The 20,510-nt window shown below is 68.7% G+C and carries 19 protein-coding genes; 10 read left to right on the forward strand and 9 right to left on the reverse strand.

What is annotated here, in order from left to right; genetic code table 11:
• Positions 1-13 precede the first annotated feature (13 nt).
• Positions 14-943, forward strand: a complete 930-nt coding sequence (locus C8263_RS11355; protein WP_107138236.1) for a carbon-nitrogen hydrolase family protein — start codon at positions 14-16, stop codon at positions 941-943.
• Complete coding sequence (locus C8263_RS11360) at positions 940-1,473, forward strand: GNAT family N-acetyltransferase (protein WP_107138237.1); 534 nt, start codon at positions 940-942, stop codon at positions 1,471-1,473. Before C8263_RS11355 ends, C8263_RS11360 begins: the two co-directional genes overlap by 4 nt.
• Here the strand turns inward: C8263_RS11360 and C8263_RS11365 are convergent.
• Positions 1,470-2,012 (reverse strand): WapI family immunity protein, encoded by a 543-nt coding sequence (locus tag C8263_RS11365; RefSeq protein ID WP_442873432.1) that lies wholly within the window; start codon positions 2,010-2,012, stop codon positions 1,470-1,472. The genes C8263_RS11360 and C8263_RS11365 overlap by 4 nt on opposite strands.
• A 65-nt stretch (positions 2,013-2,077) precedes the next feature.
• On the opposite strand from C8263_RS11365, the gene C8263_RS11370 reads away from it, so the two are divergent.
• Positions 2,078-3,268 carry a BioF/Kbl family PLP-dependent acyltransferase gene (locus tag C8263_RS11370; protein ID WP_107138239.1) on the forward strand — a complete coding sequence of 397 codons (1,191 nt, stop codon included), beginning with the start codon at positions 2,078-2,080 and terminating at the stop codon, positions 3,266-3,268.
• Positions 3,269-3,332: 64 nt separating this feature from the next.
• Positions 3,333-4,052: a bifunctional demethylmenaquinone methyltransferase/2-methoxy-6-polyprenyl-1,4-benzoquinol methylase UbiE gene (gene ubiE / locus C8263_RS11375; RefSeq protein ID WP_107138240.1), complete on the forward strand. Its 720-nt coding sequence runs from the start codon at positions 3,333-3,335 to the stop codon at positions 4,050-4,052.
• 162 nt (positions 4,053-4,214) lie between these two features.
• Here ubiE and C8263_RS11380 read toward each other — a convergent pair whose 3' ends face one another.
• Positions 4,215-4,712: a hypothetical protein gene (locus C8263_RS11380; protein WP_107138241.1), complete on the reverse strand. Its 498-nt coding sequence runs from the start codon at positions 4,710-4,712 to the stop codon at positions 4,215-4,217.
• Between the two features lie 90 nt (positions 4,713-4,802).
• On the opposite strand from C8263_RS11380, the gene C8263_RS11385 reads away from it, so the two are divergent.
• Together C8263_RS11385 and C8263_RS11390 are read left to right on the forward strand one after the other, a co-directional pair.
• Positions 4,803-5,123 (forward strand): PadR family transcriptional regulator, encoded by a 321-nt coding sequence (locus C8263_RS11385; protein ID WP_107138242.1) that lies wholly within the window; start codon positions 4,803-4,805, stop codon positions 5,121-5,123.
• Positions 5,120-6,325: a permease prefix domain 1-containing protein gene (locus tag C8263_RS11390; protein WP_107138243.1), complete on the forward strand. Its 1,206-nt coding sequence runs from the start codon at positions 5,120-5,122 to the stop codon at positions 6,323-6,325. Before C8263_RS11385 ends, C8263_RS11390 begins: the two co-directional genes overlap by 4 nt.
• Positions 6,326-6,603: 278 nt before the next feature.
• Here the strand turns inward: C8263_RS11390 and odhB are convergent, their stop codons facing one another.
• Entirely contained in the window at positions 6,604-7,896 is a 1,293-nt protein-coding gene (odhB, locus tag C8263_RS11395) for a 2-oxoglutarate dehydrogenase complex dihydrolipoyllysine-residue succinyltransferase (RefSeq protein WP_107138244.1), read from the reverse strand.
• A gap of 161 nt (positions 7,897-8,057) precedes the next feature.
• On the reverse strand, positions 8,058-10,904 hold the full coding sequence (locus C8263_RS11400) for a 2-oxoglutarate dehydrogenase E1 component (protein ID WP_107138245.1): 2,847 nt from the start codon (positions 10,902-10,904) through the stop codon (positions 8,058-8,060).
• 140 nt (positions 10,905-11,044) lie between these two features.
• On the opposite strand from C8263_RS11400, the gene C8263_RS11405 reads away from it, so the two are divergent.
• The 3 genes from C8263_RS11405 to C8263_RS19300 all read left to right on the forward strand — a co-directional run bounded on the left by C8263_RS11405 (position 11,045) and on the right by C8263_RS19300 (position 13,936).
• Positions 11,045-11,935, forward strand: a complete 891-nt coding sequence (locus C8263_RS11405; protein WP_107138246.1) for an SMP-30/gluconolactonase/LRE family protein — start codon at positions 11,045-11,047, stop codon at positions 11,933-11,935.
• A 51-nt stretch (positions 11,936-11,986) separates the two neighbouring features.
• Positions 11,987-12,250 (forward strand): hypothetical protein, encoded by a 264-nt coding sequence (locus C8263_RS11410; RefSeq protein WP_107138247.1) that lies wholly within the window; start codon positions 11,987-11,989, stop codon positions 12,248-12,250.
• 516 nt (positions 12,251-12,766) lie between these two features.
• The gene (locus C8263_RS19300) at positions 12,767-13,936 is read left to right on the forward strand and encodes a hypothetical protein (protein ID WP_158263790.1); all 1,170 of its coding nucleotides are present in this window, start codon (positions 12,767-12,769) and stop codon (positions 13,934-13,936) included.
• 128 nt (positions 13,937-14,064) lie between these two features.
• On the opposite strand, the gene C8263_RS11425 is transcribed toward C8263_RS19300, so the two are convergent.
• From C8263_RS11425 to C8263_RS11435, 3 genes are all read right to left on the reverse strand, one after another.
• Positions 14,065-14,256, reverse strand: coding sequence for a hypothetical protein (locus C8263_RS11425; RefSeq protein ID WP_107138315.1), 192 nt, complete (start codon positions 14,254-14,256; stop codon positions 14,065-14,067).
• Positions 14,257-14,442: 186 nt separating this feature from the next.
• Positions 14,443-15,612, reverse strand: a complete 1,170-nt coding sequence (locus C8263_RS11430) for a M48 family metalloprotease (RefSeq protein WP_107138250.1) — start codon at positions 15,610-15,612, stop codon at positions 14,443-14,445.
• A 31-nt stretch (positions 15,613-15,643) separates the two neighbouring features.
• Positions 15,644-15,862 carry a YwbE family protein gene (locus C8263_RS11435; RefSeq protein WP_107138251.1) on the reverse strand — a complete coding sequence of 73 codons (219 nt, stop codon included), beginning with the start codon at positions 15,860-15,862 and terminating at the stop codon, positions 15,644-15,646.
• 165 nt (positions 15,863-16,027) lie between these two features.
• On the opposite strand from C8263_RS11435, the gene C8263_RS11440 reads away from it, so the two are divergent.
• The gene (locus tag C8263_RS11440) at positions 16,028-16,810 is read left to right on the forward strand and encodes an SDR family oxidoreductase (RefSeq protein ID WP_107138252.1); all 783 of its coding nucleotides are present in this window, start codon (positions 16,028-16,030) and stop codon (positions 16,808-16,810) included.
• 51 nt (positions 16,811-16,861) lie between these two features.
• On the opposite strand, the gene purF is transcribed toward C8263_RS11440, so the two are convergent.
• Together purF and purL are read right to left on the reverse strand one after the other, a co-directional pair.
• Complete coding sequence (gene purF / locus C8263_RS11445) at positions 16,862-18,280, reverse strand: amidophosphoribosyltransferase (RefSeq protein WP_107138253.1); 1,419 nt, start codon at positions 18,278-18,280, stop codon at positions 16,862-16,864.
• Positions 18,277-20,508, reverse strand: a complete 2,232-nt coding sequence (gene purL / locus C8263_RS11450; RefSeq protein ID WP_107138254.1) for a phosphoribosylformylglycinamidine synthase subunit PurL — start codon at positions 20,506-20,508, stop codon at positions 18,277-18,279. Before purL ends, purF begins: the two co-directional genes overlap by 4 nt.
• Positions 20,509-20,510: the final 2 nt, after the last annotated feature.

Here is a 20,510-nt window from a genome sequence, read left to right on the forward strand (position 1 = left end):
TACACTCGGGCGCATGACAGACCAGGGCAGTGTGGTGCGGGTGGCGGCGGCGGCGTATCCGGTGGAGCGTCTGAACGGCTGGGCCGCCTACGAGGCCAAGCTCGCGCGCTGGGTGGCCGAGGCGGCGGCCCAGGGCGCGCAACTGCTGATCTTTCCTGAATACGCGCCACTGGAACTCATCAGTCTGCTGCCCAGCGAACTTCACCACGACGTGCTGGGCATGCGCCCGGCGCTGCAGGCGTTTCTGCCGGCGTTTCTGGCGCTGCACGCCCGGCTGGCCCGCGAGCACGGGGTGGGAATCGTGGCGGGCAGCTTCCCGGTGGCGCACGGCGACCTGTTCGTGAACCGCGCCTACGTGTTTGGCCCGGACGGCACCCAGGCCCACCAGGACAAGCTGCTGATGACCCGCTTTGAGGCCGAGGAGTGGGCCATCGCTCCCGGCGAGGGCGTGCGCGTGTTCGAGCTGCCGCTGCCCGGCTGGACGCTGCGCTTTGGCGTGGCCATCTGCTACGACAGCGAGTTTCCGGCGCTGGCCCGCCAGCTGGCCGAAGGCGGCGCAGAACTGCTGGTGGTGCCGTCGTTCACCGGCAGCCGCGCCGGGTACACGCGCGTGCGGGTGGGCAGCATGGCCCGCGCCCTGGAAAATCAGTGCTACGTGCTGCACGCCCCCCTGATTGCCGACGCCCCCTGGACCTACGCCGTGGAGGACGCCCACGGCGCGGCGGGCCTCTACGCGCCCGCCGACAACGGGCTGCCCGCTGACGGCGTGGTGGCGCAGCGCGGCTGGAACGACAGCGGCTGGCTGGTGGCCGACCTGGACCTGGCCCTGACCCGGCATGTGCGCCGGGACGGCCACGTGCTCAACTGGCGCGACCGGCACATCGGCCAGAGCCGCCCCGGCCCCGCCGAGGCGGTGGCCCTGGGGGCCCCGGAGCCGGTGTGAGCCTTCAGATTCGCCGCCTGACCCTGGCCGATGCCCCCGCCTACCGGGAAGCGAGGCTGGCCGCCCTGCGCGCCGACCCCGCCGCCTTCGTGACCACCGCCGAGCAGTTTGCGGCCTGGCCTCTTGAGCGGCTGGCCGTTCGCCTGGCCCCGGGCGCGCCCGGCGTGACCTTCGGGGCCTTTTTAAGCGGCGAACTGGTGGGCCTGCTGACCCTGATGCGGGAGGAATCCCCGGCCCAGGCCCACCGCGTGAACGTTTTCAGTGTGTCGGTGGCCCCGGCGGCGCGCGGGCAGGGTGTGGGCGTGGGGCTGGTAAGGGCCGCCATTGACCACGCCCGCACCTGGCCCGGCGTGACCTCTTTGCACCTGACTGTGACCGACACCCAGCACGCCGCCCGGCGCCTGTATGAACGCTGCGGCTTTCGGGTGTGGGGCACGCAGCCCGACGCCCTGCGCCGGGACGGGCAGGTGTACGAGGAGCACTGGATGTGGTTGGCGGTGGGCCGCGAGTCGAGCGGCCAAGAAATCTAGCGGCAGGGGGTTCGGGACGGGTCGCGAACCGGGAACCGCTGCACCTGTGCGGCCCACTGGGCGCGCAACTCGCGCAGGTCCGCCTGGGTTACAGGAAAATCCAGCCACGCGGCCGAGACTTCGCCCGCTTCGGCCCAGGCTGGTGAATGGTCCAGTTCATGGGCAAAGGGCGGCAGATACTCTGAACTCAGCGTGACGCGCAGGTGCAGCTGCTCGTCCCACTCAGGGTGGCTGAACCAGGGCGAGCGGGCCGCGATCATCAGGCAGGGTTCGGTGAAGGATTCCTCGCTGCTTAGCACAGCCCCCTGCCAGCCAATAAAGGTCGGGGCGTGTTCTGCCACCTCTTCCAGCCAGGCGACCAACTGGTGGGCCTCCTGTGCGGTCAGGCAAGGGTCTACAACTTCCCAGAGCCGGCCATCCGGCAACGACAGCTTCAGCCGGACATTCAGCCAGTTGGCGTCCCATCCAATAGCTGGGTCTGGAAACTGATACTCCACAAGCTCAAGGGACAGCTTGAGCGCTCCTTTTCTCAGGTGCATTCCGCCTCATCCTATCCGTCCCCGCCTCACGGACAAGCGGCCCCCCAGCCCCCTACACTGCCCCCATGCCTGTCACCCTGTCCGACCGCCTGAGCGCCGAACTCTCCGGCCTGCGTGAAAGTGGCCTGCTGATCAGCCCGCGCGTGCTGGACGCCCCGCAGCACGCCCGCACCACGGTGGACGGGCGCGAGGTCGTGAACCTTGCCAGCAACAACTATCTGGGCTTTGCCAATCACCCGGCCCTGAAGGCGCGCGCCGCCGAATACCTGCAGAAGTGGGGCGTGGGGGCCGGGGCCGTGCGCACCATTGCCGGCACCCTGCGCATTCACGAGGAACTGGAAGAGCAGATTGCAGGCTTCAAGCACACTGGCAGCGCGCTGGTGCTGCACAGCGGCTTTTCCACCAACCAGGGCGTGCTGGGCGGCCTGCTCAAAGAGGGCGACCTCGTGGTCAGCGACGAGCTGAACCACGCCAGCATCATTGACGGCCTGCGCCTGACCAAAGCCACCCGCAAGGTCTTCAAGCACGCCGACCCCGAGGACCTGGACCGCGTGCTGCGCGAGAACCCCACGGAAGGGCTGATCATGGTGGTGACCGACGGCGTGTTCAGCATGGACGGCGACCTGGCCCCGCTGGACAGACTGGTCGAGGTGGCCCGCCGGTACGGCGCCGTGACCTATGTGGACGACGCCCACGGCAGCGGCGTGATGGGCGCGCAGGGGCGGGGCACCGTGCATCACTTCGGTTTCGAGTACGCCGACGACGTGATTCAGGTGGGCACCCTGAGCAAGGCCTGGGGCGGCGTGGGCGGCTACGCGGCGGGGCACGCCGGGCTGCGCCAGCTGCTGATCAACCGCGCCCGGCCCTACCTGTTTTCCACCGCGCAGGCCCCCGCCACGGTGGGCGCCCTGGCCGCCGCGCTGGACGAGGTGCAGCGCGACCCCACGCTGATGGAGCGCCTGTGGGCCAACACCCGCTACTTCAAGGCGGAACTGGGGCGCCTGGGCTTCGACACCTTTGGCAGCGTCACGCCCATCACGCCCGTCATTTTCGGGGAAGCGCCCGCCGCCTTTGAGGCCAGCCGCCGCCTGTTCGATGAGGGCATCTTTGCCGTGGGGCTGGGCTTTCCCACCGTGCCCCGCACCCTGGCCCGCATCCGCAACATCGTGACCGCCGAGCACACCCGCGACGATCTGGACCGGGCCCTGGCCGCCTACGAGAAGGTGGGCCGCGCCCTGGGCACGATTGGGGGCTGATACGGGCCCCACAGCCGGGGCCGCTTGCCGGCCTGTCCCGCCCCCGCGCCCCTATCATGCCCCCATGACCAAGCGGCCAGCGGTGGGCGACCGGCAGGACAAGGGGCAGGACGTGCAGGCGATGTTCGCCTCTATTGCACCCCGCTACGATCTGCTCAACCGGGTGCTGAGCCTGGGCGTGGACCGGGGCTGGCGCCGCGTGGCCGCCCAGGAGGCGCTGGCGCTGCAGCCCCGCCGCGTTCTGGACGTGGCCACCGGGACCGCCGACTTTGCCCTGGAACTGAAAACGCGCGCCCCAGAGGCCGAGGTGGTGGGCAGTGACTTCGTGCCGCAGATGCTGGCCATCGGCCGCCAGAAAGCACAGGCCCGGCACCTCAGCATCTCTCTGGAAGAGGGCGACGCCCTGAACCTGCCCTACCCAGACGGCAGCTTCGACGCCGTGACCTGCGCCTTTGGCTTTCGCAACTTCGCCGACTACGAGCGCGGCCTCTCGGAATTCTGGCGGGTGCTGGCCCCGGGCGGCCGGGCGGTCATTCTGGAGTTCCCGCCGCCCCGGCCCGGGCTGTTCGGCGCCGTATTCCGCTTCTACTTCCGCCACGTGCTGCCGCGCATCGGCGCCCTGGTCAGCGGCAACGCCGGGGCCTACACCTACCTGCCAGAAAGCGTGCTGGCCTTTCCCGACCCCGCCCGCCTGGAGCGCCTGATGCAGGCCACTGGCTTTCGCACCCGCTTTCGCCTGCTGACCTTTGGCATCGCCGCCATTCACGTGGGCGACAAGCTGTAGGCCACGCCCGGGGGCTCTAAGTCGCTCGCTGTTGATCTTGAGATCAACCAAGCGGGCTGAAACAGCTGCGCCGCAGAGCGAGTGGCGAACACAGTACATTGCACCGGGAGTGGAGACTTTGCGGTGCTCTCCTGCACAGTCGCAACGTCAGGTGCAATGTCCTTAGCGGCTGGCGCTCAGCGCGCGGCCCTGGCCCAGCCACAGGTGCAGGGTGCAGGCCAGCAGCAGGGCGCCCAGCGGAAAGGGCACCGCGCCCAGATCCATGCGGGCGTCCACCCCCCGGGTAAACGACCCGAAGCGCCCACGCACCTCGCCGGCGTAGTGGCGCAGCGTCACGTCCAGGCCGTCGGTGAAGGTGCCGTAGCGGCCGGTGACCGTGTCGGGGGTGAAGTTCAGCGTCACATCCACGCCGCTGATGTAGCTCCCCAGGCGCACGGTCATCTCGCCCGCCGCAATACTGGCGCGCACGTCGAAGCCGTGGGTCACGCCGCCCACGCGGCCCAGCAGCACGCCCTCGTCAATCCACACCGTCACATCGGTGCCGTCCACGTAGCCGCCCACGCGCCCGGTCAGGCGTTCTCCGTCCCAGGTGGCCGACAGGGCCACCCCATCTGAAATGCCGCCGAAGCGACCGGAAAGGGCATCGTGCGTCTGGGTCATGCCTTCAGAGTAGGACGGAGCAAGCGCCCGGAGAAAGCCTGCAAGCCGCAACCATAATTGAAAACCGATAACGAAAATGTATATTGAAGCATGGCCATTCACAACGGGGATCTGGAGCTCTCGCTGCTGACGCTGCTGGAGACTGGGGAGCACTACGGCCTGGAACTGGCCAAGGCCCTGCACACGCTGACAGGCGGCGACCTTGATCTGAACGCCGGGACCCTGTACCCGGCGCTGCACCGTCTGGAGCAGCGCGGCTGGCTGCGCAGCGAGAGCCGGCCCAGCCCCCGGGGGGGTCACCCTCTGCGCTACTACCGCCTGACCCCGGCTGGACAGGCGGCGCTGGATGCCAAGCGGGACGCCTATCACCGCTGGCACCAGGGCCTGACCGGGCACTGGGGGAACCGGTGAAGGCGCTGGAGCGCTTTCTGAACCGGGCCACGCGCGGCCTGCCTGGGGGTCAGCGGCGCCAGGTTCGTGAAGAACTGCGGGGCAACATTCTGGAGCGGGCGGCGGAGCTTCAGGTGATGGGCGTGCCCGCAGAGGAGGCGCTGCGCCGCGCCCTGCAGGACTTTGGGGCGCCGGCGCCGCTGGCGGCCGGGCTGCGGCGGGTGCATCTGTGGCCCCGGCTGGGGCTGCTGGGCGGGCTGTGTAGCCTCGCGCTGGCGGGGACCCTGCTGGCCCTGCCGCGCCAGAGCACCAGTGCGCCGCCCCTGGTGATCCAGATGCCCGAGTGCCGACCCACCCGGGCGGGCGCCCCCAGCCTGTGCACCCATGCCCAGAAGTTCTGGGTGGGGCTGGGCAGCCTGACCGCCCGCCTGCAGGCGCAGGGGGCCACGGTGGAGACGGTCCAGCGTACTGTGGTGGGGCCTTCAGACAGAGACAGCCCACTGGTCAGTTTCACCGAGGACGTGCTGGTGGTGCGCTGGACCGAAGCGGCGGGCGAGGTGGGACAGGTGGAAATTCCCCGCACCAACCGCGTCCTTGAGGCGATGATCGAGCGGGCTGTCCAGCAGGGGCGGCCCGCGTTCTGGCCCGGCCCTGTGCTGGAGCGTGACGGCGAGCGTCTGCTGGACAGCGACATTCTCCTGGGCAGTGTGCGCTCCACCCTGAACCAACCACTGAAGATTGAGCGCCCGTTCGATGGTCCGGTGCTGATGCTGGGCCGCCTGCGGCTGGAACTCGCGTCCCCCGGAGAGGGGGTAAGTCTCCTGCCCACGGTCGAAGAGTGGCTCACGTTCACCCTCTCCAGAACGCTCGATGTGACGATCTACACCGGCGCCCACCTGATCCCCCGGCCCCACGAATCGAGGGGCATCGTGCCGAGCTTTGCCCAGCGGGTCCGGGTGCGGGGCGCGCCCGGCGAAGTGTACGCCGTGCTCCGCCCCATCACCTTCCGGGGCGTCAGTGGGCTGGGCATGGACCTGGTGACCGTGGATGCCCAGGGGCAACTGCCCTTCCGTTCAGTCCAGGCACAGGTGCGCTTTACGGGTGACCTGCAGGCGCTGGGCAACAGCGGCGCCGCCAAGCCCGCTGTGGCGCTGCTGCGCCTGGGCCCTGAGGTGCGGATGGACCGCGCGGGACGGGTGGCCTACACCCCAGAAGTGCCCTGACGGGCCACGAGCGAAAGGGGCAGGCCGGCGCGTTTTTACGCCGGCCTGCCCCTTTCCAGTGGAAGGTGATTTCCCCATCACCCTTCAACGGTCACCCTGAGACGGACGGCCGTCCATTTGCGTCACATCCGGGAAGAAGGGGGATGTTCCCCGCCTTCGGCGCTGTTCCAGCCCAATGCCCGGACAGCCGTCTCCCTTCCTGCTCTGCTGCGCAGCGCTGCGAGTCCCTCGGGTCGGAACAATGCCGTCATGGGGTACGGCATTGTTCGGAACTCGTCTTACAGCTCCAGCAGCATCCGCGCTGGGTCTTCCAGCAGGTTCTTGATCATCACCAGGAACTGCACCGCTTCCTTGCCGTCAATGATGCGGTGGTCGTAGCTCAGGGCGATGTACATCATGGGGGCGATCACCACCTGGCCATTCTGGGCAATGGGGCGCTCGATGATGTTGTGCATCCCCAGGATCGCGCTCTGAGGCGCGTTGATGATGGGCGTGCTCATCATGGACCCGAAGGTGCCGCCGTTGGTGATGGAGAAGGTGCCGCCCGACATATCGTCCAGCGTCAGCTTGCCGCCCTTGGCCCTGTTGGCAAATTCGGCAATCTGCTTTTCAATGCCCGCCAGGCTCATGGTGTCGGTGTCGCGCAGGATGGGCACCACCAGGCCCCGGTCGCTGGCAACCGCAATGCCAATGTCGTAGTAGCCGTGGTAGATGATGTCCTTGCCGTCCACGCTGGCATTGACCACCGGGAACGCCTTGAGAGCCTCGGTGGCGGCGCGCACGAACAGGCTCATGAAGCCCAGCTTGGTGCCGTGCTTGGCCACAAACGGGTCCTGGTACTTCTTGCGCAGGTCCATCGCCGGCTTCATGTTGACCTCGTTGAAGGTGGTCAGCAGGGCCGCCGTGTTCTGCACGTCTTTCAGGCGCTCGGCAATGCGCTGGCGAATGCGGGTCATGGGCACGCGCTGCTCGGGGCGCGCGCCGGCCGGAATGGTGGCGGCGGGCGTCACAGCGGGAGTGGCCGGGGCGCTGCTGGTCTGCTGGCTCACCGGCCGGGCGGCGTCCTGAGGGCCCTGGTAGGTCAGCCCACCCTGGGCAGCGGCCACGGCGTCGGCCTTGGTGATGTTGCCCCGGGGCCCAGTGGCCGGAATCTGCGCGGGGTCCAGGCCCTGCTCGGCCACGATCTTGCGCACGGCGGGCGAGAGGTCGTCGCGGCGCGTGGCCTCGTTGCCGGCCGGGTTCTCGGTGGGGGCTGGGGCCTCGCTGGCCGCGGGCGCGCTGGTGCCGTTCGTGCTGGGGCCGGTCGTGGTGGGCGTGGAGGCGACCGGCGCGCTGCCGGCGTCGCCCACCACGCCCAGCACTTCCTCGCTCAGCACCGTGTCGCCCTCGTTCTTGGCGGTGCTGACCAGCATGCCGTCTTGCAGGGCGGTGACTTCCAGCACCACCTTGTCGGTCTCAATTTCGGCCAGCACCTCGCCGCGCTTGACCGGGTCACCGGGCTTCTTGTGCCACGCCAGCAGCGTGCCCTCGCTCACCGACTCGGAAAAAACAGGAACCTTGATGTCCGCCATAACGCCTTCTGTTATACCCCCCGGGGCCTGTGCCTGGGCCGGGGACGAGCCGGCGCGCCCAGGGATTGTCCCCAGGGGCAGGCCGCACCCACGCCGGACAACGGCAACCAGGAAGCCCCCCAGGTCTATGGTCTGGGGGGCTTCCTGGCTAAGCCGGACCTTTACCCGTCCTGCTGGGCGGTCTGGGCCAGCTCCTTCTGCTCCTGCACCACCTCGCGGCTGATCTTCTCGCCCAGGGCGTCGGCAATGACCTTGGCCTGCTCCTTGGCGTGCACACTGGCGTAGCCGGCGGCGGTGCTGGCCGCGCGCGGGCGGGTGGCGGACTTCAGGGTCTGACCGGGGGCCAGCACCCTTTCCAGGTCCTCCCAGATCATCAGCCACGCGCCCTGGTTCTCGGGTTCTTCCTGGGCCCAGACCACCTGGGCGCCGGGGTGCTTCGCCAGTTCCTCGGCCAGTGCCTGGGCAGGGAACGGGTACAGCTGCTCCAGGCGAATCAGGGCGGTGCCGGCATAGCCTTCCTTGTCGGCGTTGCGCGCCTCTTCCAGTTCCCAGTGCAGCTTGCCGGAGCTGATCACCACGCGCCGGGCCTGTTGCACCGCCTCGTCGCCAATCACCTCACAGAAGCGGCCCTCGGCCAGTTCCGACAGTGGGCTCATGGCCTGCTTGTTGCGCAGCAGGCTCTTGGGGGTCATCACGATCAGCGGCTTGCGGTAGGGGCGCAGCACCTGGCGCCTCAGGAGGTGGAAGATCTGCGCGGCGCTCGAAGGCACCACCACCTGCATGTTCTTCTGCGCGCACAGCTGCAGGTAACGCTCCAGGCGGGCGCTGGAATGCTCCGGGCCCGCGCCCTCGTAGCCGTGGGGCAGCAGCAGGGTCAGCCCTGAGAGGCGCTGCCACTTGCTTTCTCCGGCCGAGAGGAACTGGTCAATAACGGCCTGCGCCCCGTTGGCAAAGTCACCAAACTGCGCTTCCCAGGCGATCAGGGCCTTGGGCTCGGAGGTGGAGTAACCGTATTCAAAGGCCATCACGGCTTCTTCGGACAGGGTGGAGTCAATGACCTCCACGCGCCCCTGTTCTGCCCCCAGGTGCGCCAGCGCCATGTATTCCTCGTTCATGGGGTCGGTGGCATTCTGGTCGTGCAGCACGGCGTGGCGGTGTACGAAGGTGCCGCGCCCCGAGTCCTGGCCCACCAGCCGCACGCCGTAGCCCTCGTCCAGCAGTGTGGCGTAGGCCAGCATCTCGCCCATGCCCCAGTCCAGGGGCTGCTCGCCGCGCGCCATCGCCTGACGGGGCTTGATGACCGTGCGCTCGATGGTGCGGTGCACCTTGAAGCCTTCAGGGACTTCCGTGAGCTTCAGGCCCAGTTCGGTCAGTTTCTCCTGCGGCACGCTGGTGGGCACCTCGTCGCGCCAGTGGGTGCCGGTGTACTCCTTCCAGTCCACAGCCAGCTTGCTCTGGGCCAGGTTTTCCATCTCCTCGACCACAGCTTCGCCCGCGTCCAGCTGGTCGCGGAAGCGCTCGACCAGGCGGTCGCCTTCACCGGCGTCCAGCACACCCGCCGCCTCCAGTTCTTTCGCGTACAGGGCGCGGGTGCCGGGGTGGCCGTCAATCTCGCGGTACATGATGGGCTGGGTCATGCGCGGCTCGTCGCCCTCGTTGTGGCCGTTGCGCCGGAAGCAGATCAGGTCAATGAACACGTCCTTGCCGAACTCCTGGCGGTAGGCCAGCGCGAGGTCGCCGCAGAAGGCCACGGCCTCGGGGTCGTCGCCGTTGACGTGCAGTACCGGCGCGTTGGCAATCTTGGCCACGTCCGTGCAGTAGCGGCTGCTGCGGGTGTCACGCGGGTCGGAGATGGTAAAGCCCACCTGGTTGTTAATCACGATGCGTACCGCCCCACCCGTGGCAAAGCCGCGCAGGCGCGAGAGGTTCAGGGTTTCCATCACCACACCCTGGCCGCTGACGGCCGCGTCGCCGTGAATGGTCACCGGCAGCACCGAGCGGCGGTCCTGGTCGCCCCGGCGGTCCTGGCGGGCGCGCACGGAGCCGTGCACCACCGGCGCCACGATTTCCAGGTGGCTGGGGTTAAAAGCCAGCGCGAGGTGCATGGGGCCGCCCGGCGTGCGCACGTCGCTGGAATAGCCCATGTGGTATTTGACGTCGCCGGCCACATCGGGGTTGTCGCTGAGCTTCTTCTTGCCGTCGAATTCATCAAACAGCGCCGAACTGGGCTTGCCGAAGATGTTGACCAGGGTGTTCAGGCGGCCACGGTGGGCCATACCCAGCACGACCTCCTTGACGCCCGCCTTGCCCGCCTGCTGGATGATGCGGTCCAGCAGCGGAATAAAGCTCTCGCCGCCTTCCAGGCCAAAGCGCTTGACGCCGGGGTACTTGTTTTTCAGGTACAGTTCCAGGCCCTCGGCGGCCGTGAGCTTCTGCATCAGGCGGCGGCGTTCCTCGCGGGTGTACTCCCCCCGGCCGCGCCCGGCCTCCACGCGCTCCTGAAACCACGCGCGCTCGGTGGCCGGCAGGTACGAGAATTCAAAGCCGATGGCGCCGCAGTAGGTGTCCTGCAGCTGGGCAATCACGTCGCGCAGCGGCCCCCGGAACACGCCGTCCTGCACGGGCTCGTTCAGGTCGGCGGCCGACAGGCCGTAGTACTCGGGGGTCAGTTCGGGCACCGTGGGCGTGCCGCGCATCTTCAGCGGGTTGGTGCGCGCGCTGATGTGCCCGTAGACGCGGTGGGCGGTGATCAGGGCGCCGGCCGCCTGCTGCGCGCCGCTGACCCCCTGGGGTGCCGGCAGCACGGCCTGGCCCCGGCGCTGGGTGCCCAGCTGGTAAAACGCCTGCTGAATGGCGGAGTGCGCGGTGTCCGGGGCGCCGGCCCGCACCTCGTCGAAGTAGGCCCGCCACTGCGGATCAACACTCTGCGGGTCAGCCAGGTAGGCTTCGTACAGCCCTTCAATAAAGGCCGCGTTGCCCCCGGACATGATCGTCTGCGACTGCGTCATAACGCCTCAGCATACCGCTGGCCGCCGCCGCAAATGGCACCCCGGCGCCCCCGGTTTGTCTCTGGACGCGTAACCCCCCGTACGGGCCGCTGCTCAGGTCTGGCCTCGCGCCTGGAGGCAAAACGCGCCACCATAGGGCCATGCCGCATCCCGCCCTGCACAGCGCCCACCCCGAGTTCCTGTCCCTGTTTCCGCCCGGCGCGGCCCCCGAACAGCTGGCCGAGGGCCTGACCTGGGCCGAGGGCCCGGTGTATGTGCCCGCCCGGCAGGCGGTGATCTTCAGTGACGTGCGCCAGAACCGCACCTGGGCCTACACGGATACGGGGGCGCTGCGAGAGGAGCTGAACCCCAGCGGCCACCAGAACGGGCACTGTCTGGACGCCCAGGGCTGCCTGATCGCCTGCTCGCACGGCCAGCGCGCGCTGCTGCGCCAGGAGGAGGACGGCACCTGGACCGTGCTGGCCGAGCGCTTTGAAGGCCAGCGCCTGAATTCTCCCAACGACGTGGCCCTGCACCCCGACGGCAGCCTGTGGTTCTCCGACCCCACCTATGGCCTGGACAAGCCTGAAGAGGGCGGCACCGGGGCCCCCATGGAACTGCCCGGCCGCTGGGTCTTTCGCCTGGGCCCGGACGGCGCACTGACCGCCCCCATCCGGGACCGCCTGAAACCCAACGGGCTGGCCTTTGTGGACGCTCGCACCCTGCTGCTGGCCGACACCGGCGACGGAGCGACCTACCGCTACGACCTGCACCCGGACGGCGGCGCCACCTGCGCGGGCGAGCACTTCCGGGTCAGCCCCGGCAAGACCGACGGCCTGCGTGTGGATGAGGCCGGGCGGATCTGGAGCAGCGCGGGGGACGGGGTTCACGTGCTGAGTGCCGGGGGCACAGAACTGGGCCGCATCCTCTTTCCCCAGACGGTAAGCAATCTGTGCTTTGGCGGGCCAGACGGCACCACGCTGTACGTGACGGCCAGCACGGGGTTCTGGCGCGTGGCGACCCGGGTGCGTGGGCAGGGGCTGGAACAGTAGCCCCAAGAACGGCTCAAGGCTGCGGCGCGCGCCGGCTGCCTACACTGGGGCATGTCCCTGCTGTCGCGCGTGGCCCTTTTGCTTGGTGTGGTTCTGCTCATTGCGGCGGCGGTGCTGCTGGGCAAGGACGTCATTGACATCAACCAGCTGCATGCCGTGGCCAACGCCAACCGCAGCACCAACTTTCCCAGTCCACTGAACAACGTGCTGATCACGGTGGCGCTGGCCGCGGCCGGCGGCTTTCTGGCGGGCCTGGGCCTGCGCCGACCCGGGCGCCCGGCCCCTGGCCCAGAGCGCGGCGCGCCCCTGCCCTGACCGTTCAGGGGCGGCTGACCCCGGCGCGGCGGTCTGGGCGCGGCCACCTTGTGCTGCAGGGAAAGCCGCCACAGAGAAAGCTGCCACAGGGAAAGCCACAGAGAACCACCGGGCGCTGGTCCCACACACCGGGGTGGGGCCGGCGCTTCTGGTGTGCCCCGCAGGGCTGGCCCTGGCACAACGGCGCCGCTACGGAGCTCGGGTAAGCCGCAGGCCAGAGCTGAGCAGACTCGGAGAGCTGCCGCGCAGAGCGAGAACGAAAAAAGCGGGACCCCGGCGATGAAAAAGCACCCCTGCGCGCTTCTTAACAGGCCTGGGCATCAGAGGAATCCCGCAGGGAGTCCTGCTGCCCTGCTCCCGTCACCCCTGGCGCCTGGTCAGATGAGGAACGCCTTGGTGCTCCCTTCAACCGTGTGGTGTAACACAGAAAAACCAACGTCACTTAAAAGACAGCGGCGGGTGAGGCGCCTACCATCGGTGAACATTCCCAGCAGTTCCCCTTTCCAGGAGGCCGACATGAACGGTAAACTCGCCCTTTCTCTTGCCCTGTTGCTTTTGACCCCTGCCCTGGCCGGCGGCGGTGGCCCCACGGCCACGCGCCCGGCTGGCACGGCCCTGAATCCCTTTGGCGCCGCTGTGCCCGCCACCCCCGTGACCCTGGCTGATCTGCAGCGCGGCGGCACTACCCTGACGCTCATCACGGGCCGCAACGTCAGTGCCGGCGCGGTGCGCGGGCCCACAGTGGTGCTGTCTGCGGGCAGCGAGCCGGCCACGGCGGTGGTGGTGATGCGCGGCAACGTGGCGCAGCGCTACGAACTGCAGAGGCCCATTGCGCCCGGTACCCCGGTGGCGGTGGGCAGTGTGCGCCTGCTGCCAGTGGCGCCCGTGACCCTGCTGCCGGGCCAGTTGCCCGCGCCAGCGCCCGTGGTCACGCCCCGGCCCGTGACCCCTCCGGCAGCCGGTAACCCCACGCCCCCTGCCGCCACCCCTCCTGCCGGCGGCGCGGTGAGCGGGCGCGTGACCATCTGTCACCGCACGGGCAGCGCCACCAACCCCTACACCCTGATCACCGTCAGCGCCAGTGCGCTGGCGGCCCACCGGGGCCACGGCGACATTATTCCGGCGCCCGCCGCTGGCTGCCCGGTGACGGTCAGTGCGCCCGGCACCACGCTGCCCACTCCCACGCCGCCCAGCCCCACCCCACCCAGCCCCACGCCCCCGGCCCCCACCCCGCCCGCGCCCCCTGAGGGCGGCTCGGACAACGACAAGGTGACCATCTGCCACCGCACGGGCAGCGCCACCAATCCCTACAACCTGATCACGGTGAGCCGCAATGCGCTGGACGCCCACCAGGGCCACGGGGACATCATCCCCGCGCCGCCTGAAGGCTGCCCCACGACGGCTGATGGAGCCCAGCCCAGCCCCACACCACCCAGCCCCACACCGCCGGCCCCCACCCCACCCAACCCGGCGCCCCCCAGCCCCACCCCCCCCGAGGGCGGCAATGACAAGGTGAGCATCTGTCACGCCACGGGCAGCGCCAACAACCCCTACAACCTGATTACCGTCAGTGCCAACGCCCTGGAAGCCCACCGGGGCCACGGGGACATCATTCCCGCGCCGCCCGAAGGCTGCCCCACCACGCCGCCTCCTGGCAACGGGAATGGCAACGGCAACAGCCGCTAAGCAGCCATAAAAAAGAGGGGGCCCACGCTGCAGCAGCGTGGGCCCCCTCTTTTTATGCTGGTGGTTGCGCCGTCAGCGCAGCAGAAGGCCAGCACCGGGCGGGTGGGTGCGTCGGTGCTGGCAGGGGCTTACTCGGTGAGGGTGCGGTTCAAGCGGGCCTTGTCCTCAGCGATCTTGCCCAGGATAAAGAAGGTGGGCGCCCAGTGGCCCACAAACAGGCCGTCGCGCTCTTTCTCCGAAGACTCGTCTTTGAAGTACTGCGAGGCGCTGAGCAGAATCGAGCCGAAGCCCAGCAGATACAGGATGTTGTGCAGTTTCATGAACTCCACCTCCGGGTGGGATGGCCAGCGCGCAGAGGCGGCGCGGGCAGGAATAGGGGGCGTCCGGCGCGGGCAGGGGAGGACTGCCCAGAAAGCGAACGTCCCCAGCAAAGCGCACCCCCCGCGCGCAGAACGTACGGGCGGGCACCCTATGAAGGCTGCCTGAGCAGCGCATCAAGCCACGCCCTAGCCAGAGGTGCGGTAGAGATACTCCTCGGTGGCGGCGGCCTCCAGGGCGGCCACGAAGGGCTGCAACTCGGCGTCCAGCCGCGCGGCGTCCTCGGGGCTCAGGGTCAGCAGGGGCTCGCTGGGCCACGCCTGCACCACCCGCAGGCGGTCGGCGGTGGGCGGGTGGGAGCCGTCCAGGCGCACGCGCAGCCGGGCATGTTCCTCACGCACCTGTGCCCACTGGGCCGGCGGCAGGGTATCGAGCATGTGGCGGAATTCGGCAAAGGCGTCTGGGCGCTGCGGCTGGTGGCGCTGCTTGTGCAGGGCGCTGTCCAGCAGGTGGGCCATGTGCAGCCGGTCCAGCAATCCTGCCTTGGCCTCAGAGCCGGCCACCTGCGCGGCCAGCAGGTCGGCGCGGTATTCGGCCGCCTGCTGATCGGCGCCCACCAGCCCCAGCAGCAGGTGAATCAGGCCCAGGGGCAGCAGCGCGGCGCCCTTGAGGATCAGGTTCCCTAGTTTTTCAGGTAAGCCAGCGCGCGCTTCCATGACCGGGTCTGGCCACAGCACGCTCACCGTCTGGTGCAGCACGTTCAGGGCGGCCTGCACCACCCCGCCCCGTGTGGGATCGCCGTTTTTCAGGTGGGCGAGTTCGTGGGCGATCAGTGCCACGCGCTCCTGGGGCCGCAGGCCGTACCACAGGGCCAGCCCCAGGCCCAGCACGGGTGTGCGCCGGGGGCCGTGCAGGCCCATAAAGGCATTGGCATCGGGGCTCAGCACCATATGCACCGGGCGGGTGACCCCCACGGCCTCGCCCACCCGGCGCACCAGCGCGTGCAGCTGCGGCGCCTGGGCTTCGGGCAGGGGAGTGCCCTCCACGCGGGGCACCCGGGGCCGGGCCACCCAGGTAAACAGCAGCAGCGGCGCGGCCCCCAGACCCGAGGTCACCCGCGCGCCGCCTGACACCCCGCCCAGCCCCAGGGCGCGCAGCAGCAGCCACAGGCCCAGAAGGGTCAGGGCCGCCGAGCCCAGCAGAATCAGGGCCGCCAGGATGCGGGCCAGGGCGGCGCGGGCCGGCAGGATGGGGGCCGGGTGGGCGGCGAACAGATCGCGCAGGCGCGCCGCTTCCCGGTCGGCCACGCGCTGCCACGCCCGGTCGAGCGCGCCCTGCGGAGCGAGATCAGGGGTCATCCTCAGAAGATAGGGGCGCGTGCCCGCCGCGTCAGCCGGGGTTGTGCTCGCCCCCGGTGGGGGAGATCACCGCCTGCACCCGGCCCACCTGCCCGCTGGTCAGGCGCACCTTGATGCCGTGTGGGTGAGAGGGCGAGCGCGTGAGCAGGGCCGCCACCACGCCACGGGTGAGCCGGCCGCTGGCCTGGTCCTGTTTCTGCACGAGGTCCACCGTCAGGCCGGGCTGAATCTGGCTGCGCGCAGGAGGCATGGGGGCAGGGTAAAGCCGGAGCCTGAGCCCCGGATGACCAGCTGCGTGCATGGGTGGGCCGCTCTGTGACCGGAAGCTCAAGGCGGTTATCAGGCGGGCCCGGCACGGGCAGCCTACCCTGCAGCGCAGAGGCACTGCACACCAGTACGGCTCCCGGAGGAACCTATGGGCATGTTGACAGGCAAGGTGGCGTTCATTACCGGCGGCGCCAGCGGCATCGGTGCGGGCACCGCCCGGCGGTTTGCCCAGGAAGGCGCGCGCGTGGCGCTGGCCGACGTGCAGCCCGAGGAAGGCGAGAGGCTAAGAGACGAGCTGTCGCAGGCGGGGGCTGAGGCACTGTACATCCAGTGCGATGTTAGTGACGCACAGTCTGTGCAGCAGGCCATTGAGGCCACGGTGGCGGCCTTTGGGCAGTTGGATATCGTGTTTGCCAACGCGGGCGTGAATGGCGTCTGGGCGCCCATTGACGAACTGCAGCCTGAGGAATGGGACAAGACGCTGAACATCAATCTACGCGGCACCTACCTGACGGTGCACTACGCCGTGCCGCATCTGAAGCGCGCGGGGGGCGGCAGCATCATCATCACCAGCAGCGTCAACGGCAACCGCACGTTCTCCAGCCCAGGGGCCAGCGCCTACAGCTCGTCCAAGGCGGGGCAGGTGGCATTCGCCAAGATGATTGCGCTGGAACTGGGGCGCCACAACATCCGCTGCAATGCGGTATGCCCTGGCCTGATTCATACGAATATTCAGGAGCGCACGGAGCAGCGCGGCACCGACAAGATTGGCATTGAGGTGGAACTGCCGGAAGGCAGCCCTGCTCTGCACGGCGGCGAGGGCGAGCCGGTAGACGTGGCCGACGCCTGCCTGTTCCTGGCCTCGGACCTGGGGCGGCACGTGTCGGGCATTGAGCTGTACGTGGACGGCGGGGCGTCGCTGCTGCGCTAGGGGCAAAAGGGGCAGACCCCGCCGGGGGCGGGGCCTAAGCTCCAGTAACGGTCAGACTTCCAGCGCCAGCTTGTCCACGTCGTTCAGCAGTGGGGTGCCTGCCGGGTAGTCACCCGTGAAGCAGGCGCCACACAGACCGCCCCCGCCAATGGCCTGCCGCAGACCAGGTTCACTGATAAACGTCAGGGTGTCGGCGCCGATGAGTTGCCGGATTTCCTCGACGCTGTGGGTGCTGGCCACCAGTTCCTTGCGAGCAGCAGTGTCAATGCCGTAAAAGCACGGGTGCTTGATGGGCGGGCTGCTCACGCGGAAGTGCACTTCCGTGGCGCCTGCCTCGCGCAGCAGATTCACGATCTGGCGGCTGGTGGTGCCGCGCACGATGGAATCGTCCACCAGAATGACCCGCTTGCCCCGAACCGCGCTGGTGGGGGAGAGCTTCATCTTGACCTTCAGCTCGCGCGCTTCCTGCGTGGGCGCAATGAAGGTGCGGCCCGCGTATGGGTTCTTGTACAGGCCGTAGTCAAAGGGAATGCCGCTTTCCCGCGCATAGCCGATGGCCGCGCCGATGCCGCTGTCCGGCACCGGCACCACGATATCGGCGTCCACCGGGTGTTCCCGGGCCAGCTGATGCCCCATGCGAATGCGGCTCTCGTGGCTGTCCACGCCGTCGAGCATGCTGTCAGAGCGGGCAAAGTAGATCCACTCGAAGGCGCAGGGGGTGGGCACTCTGGGCTGCACCATCAGCGAGTGCAGGCCGCTGCGGTCAATCCAGACCAGTTCGCCGGGTTGCACGTCACGGATGAACCGGGCGCCCACGGCGTACAGGGCGCAGGGCTCGCTGGCAATGGCGTAGGCGCCGTCGTCCCGCTGACCGATCACCAGGGGCCGCACGCCATTGGGATCACGGAAACCCAGCAGCTGGGTGCGGCTCATCAGCACGCAGGCAAAGCCGCCCTTGAGCTTCGTCATGGCCGCCGCCGTGGCCTCAATCAGGTCCATATGGCTTTCCCGCGCAATCAGGTTCAGCATCACTTCGCTGTCGTTGGTGGTGGCAAACAGCGCGCCTTCCATCAGCATGGCGTCTCTAACCTCTCGGGCATTCACGAAGTTGCCGTTGTGGGCCAGGCCCAGAATGCCCTTGTTCGTGCGGGTGGTCAGCGGCTGGGCGTTGAAGCGCAGGTTGGAGCCGGTGGTGCTGTAGCGCACGTGCCCAATGCTGACGCGGGCATTCGCCAGCCGCACCGAATCCAGGCGCCGCTCGTCGAACACCTGCGTGACCAGCCCCAGGTCCTTTTCCACGTGAAAGCGTTCGCCGTCGGACACGCACATGCCCGCCGCTTCCTGTCCCCGGTGTTGCAGGGCAAACAGGCCCAGGTAGGTCAGCCACGCCAGATCGTTGGGCTCGGGCGAGAAGACGCCGAACACCCCGCATTCGTCCTGGGGCTTGTCGGTGGCGGGATCGAAAATCATCCCAGAATCTCCCGCAGGGGTTCTTCGTAGGCCTGTGTCAGGGTGGCGAGGTTCACGCTCAAGTGTATGTGTGCATCCGGGATGGCAATGGTGACGCTCGTTCCCCCCGTGGTGCCCAGGCGCGTGAATGGGACGCCTAGGGTGGTCAGGGCGGCTGCCACTCCCGCCGCGTCCTGGGTGGCCACCACGACGCGGCCGTGGGCCTCGCCGTACAGGACGGCGTCGGGCCGCGCCGCTTCGGGGGCGCTGAGTTTCACGTTCAGGCCGGTGCCCCCGGCAATCGCCATTTCCGCCAGTGCCACGGCGAGGCCGCCCTCGGCGCAGTCGTGTGCGGTGTCAGTCAGGCCCGCGCGGATCAGGTGCAGGGTTGCGTCAATGACTGCCTGCTCGCGCGCAAGGTCCAGGGCAGGCACCTGACCGGCTTCCAGGCCGTGAATGGTTTCCAGATACTGGCTGGCGCCAATGGTGCCCGCGTGCTCGCCAATCAGGAACAGGGTCTGCCTTTCGCCCTTCAGGTTCATCGTGGCGCGCTTGGTGATGTCCGGCAGAACGCCCACCATGCCAATGGTCGGGGTGGGGTGAATGGCCACGCGCTCATCGCCCTCGGTGTACTGGTTGTACAGGCTGACATTCCCGCCAGTGACAGGGGTGTTCAGGGCGCGGCAGGCATCGGCAATGCCGTGCACGGCGCGCTCCAGCTGGTAGTACACCTCCGGGCGGTGGGGGTTGCCGAAGTTGAGGTTGTCGGTGATGGCCAGCGGGGTCGCGCCCACACAGGCAAGGTTGCGCGCTGCCTCGGCCACGGCAGCGGCCGCCCCGGTGTAGGGGTCGAGATACACGAAGCGCGGGTTGCAGTCGCTGGTGGCAGCCACCCCCATGTCCGATCCTTTCACCCGCATGACCGCGGCGTCGGCCGCGCCGGGGACCACCACGGTGTTGGTCATGACCTGATGGTCAAAGCGTTCGAAGATCGGGCGCTTGCTGGCAATCGTGGGGTGCGAGAGCAGTTCACTCAGCACGGCCCCCAGGTCGCCGGGCACCGGAATGGCGCTGAGGTCCTGCTCGCGCTTGGCCCGGATTTCGTCGGATTCCACGCCCTCGCGGGTGTACTTGGGGGCCTCGTTCAGCAGGTCCACCGGCAGGTCGCACACCACCTCGCCGCGCCAGGTCAGGCGGTAGTTGGTGTGGGCCTCCACCTGTCCAATGGTCACCACGTCCAGCTCCCACTTCGCCAGCAGGTCCAGCAGCGCCTGCTCCTTGCCGGGCACCGGCACCAGAATCATGCGCTCCTGGGATTCACTCAGGCACAGCTCCATGGGGACCATGCCTTCCTCGCGGGTGGGTACAAGATCCAGGTCCATGGTGATGCCCAGCCCGGCGCGGTACGCCATCTCGCAGGTCGAGGACACCAGTCCGGCGGCGCCCATGTCCTGCACGCCTGCCACCACGCCAGCCTGAATGGCTTCAAGGGTGGCTTCCAGCAGCAGCTTTTCCATAAAGGGGTCGCCCACCTGCACCGCGGGGCGGTCCGCCTGAGAAGCGTTGCTGAGGTCGGCAGAGGCAAACACGGCGCCGCCCAGACCGTCGCGACCGGTTTTACTGCCCACGTAGACGATGGTGTTGCCGACCTCGCCCATGGTCCCCTTGGCCAGGTCCTCGTGGCGCAGCAGGCCAAGGGCCATCACGTTCACCAGCGGGTTTTCCTGGTAGCTGGGGTGAAAGGTCACCTCGCCGCCCACAGTGGGCACGCCAATGGCGTTGCCGTAGTGGGCAATCCCTTCCACCACGCCGTTCACCAGAAAGCGGGTGCGGGGGCTGTCGGGGTTGCCAAAGCGCAGCGAATCCAGCACGGCAAAGGGCCGCGCGCCCATGGCGAAAATGTCGCGCAGAATGCCGCCCACGCCAGTGGCCGCGCCCTGCACCGGTTCCACGGCCGACGGGTGGTTGTGGCTTTCCATCTTGAACGCTACGCCCCAGCCGTCGCCAATATCCACCACGCCCGCGTTCTCGCCGGGGCCCTGAAGCACCTGCGGGCCGGTGGTGGGGAAGTGCCGGAACAGGGGGCGGCTGTTCTTGTAGCCGCAGTGCTCGGACCACATGGCGCCCACAATGGCGGCTTCCAGAGCATTGGGCTCACGGCCCATGCGAGACACGAGCAGATCGTATTCGTCGGTGGACAGGCCAAAGGTACCGGCGCGGTCACGGAGGGAGGGGGCGGCTTGGGTCATGG

It is taken from the genome of Deinococcus arcticus, from assembly GCF_003028415.1.
Lineage (GTDB): Bacteria > Deinococcota > Deinococci > Deinococcales > Deinococcaceae > Deinococcus > Deinococcus arcticus.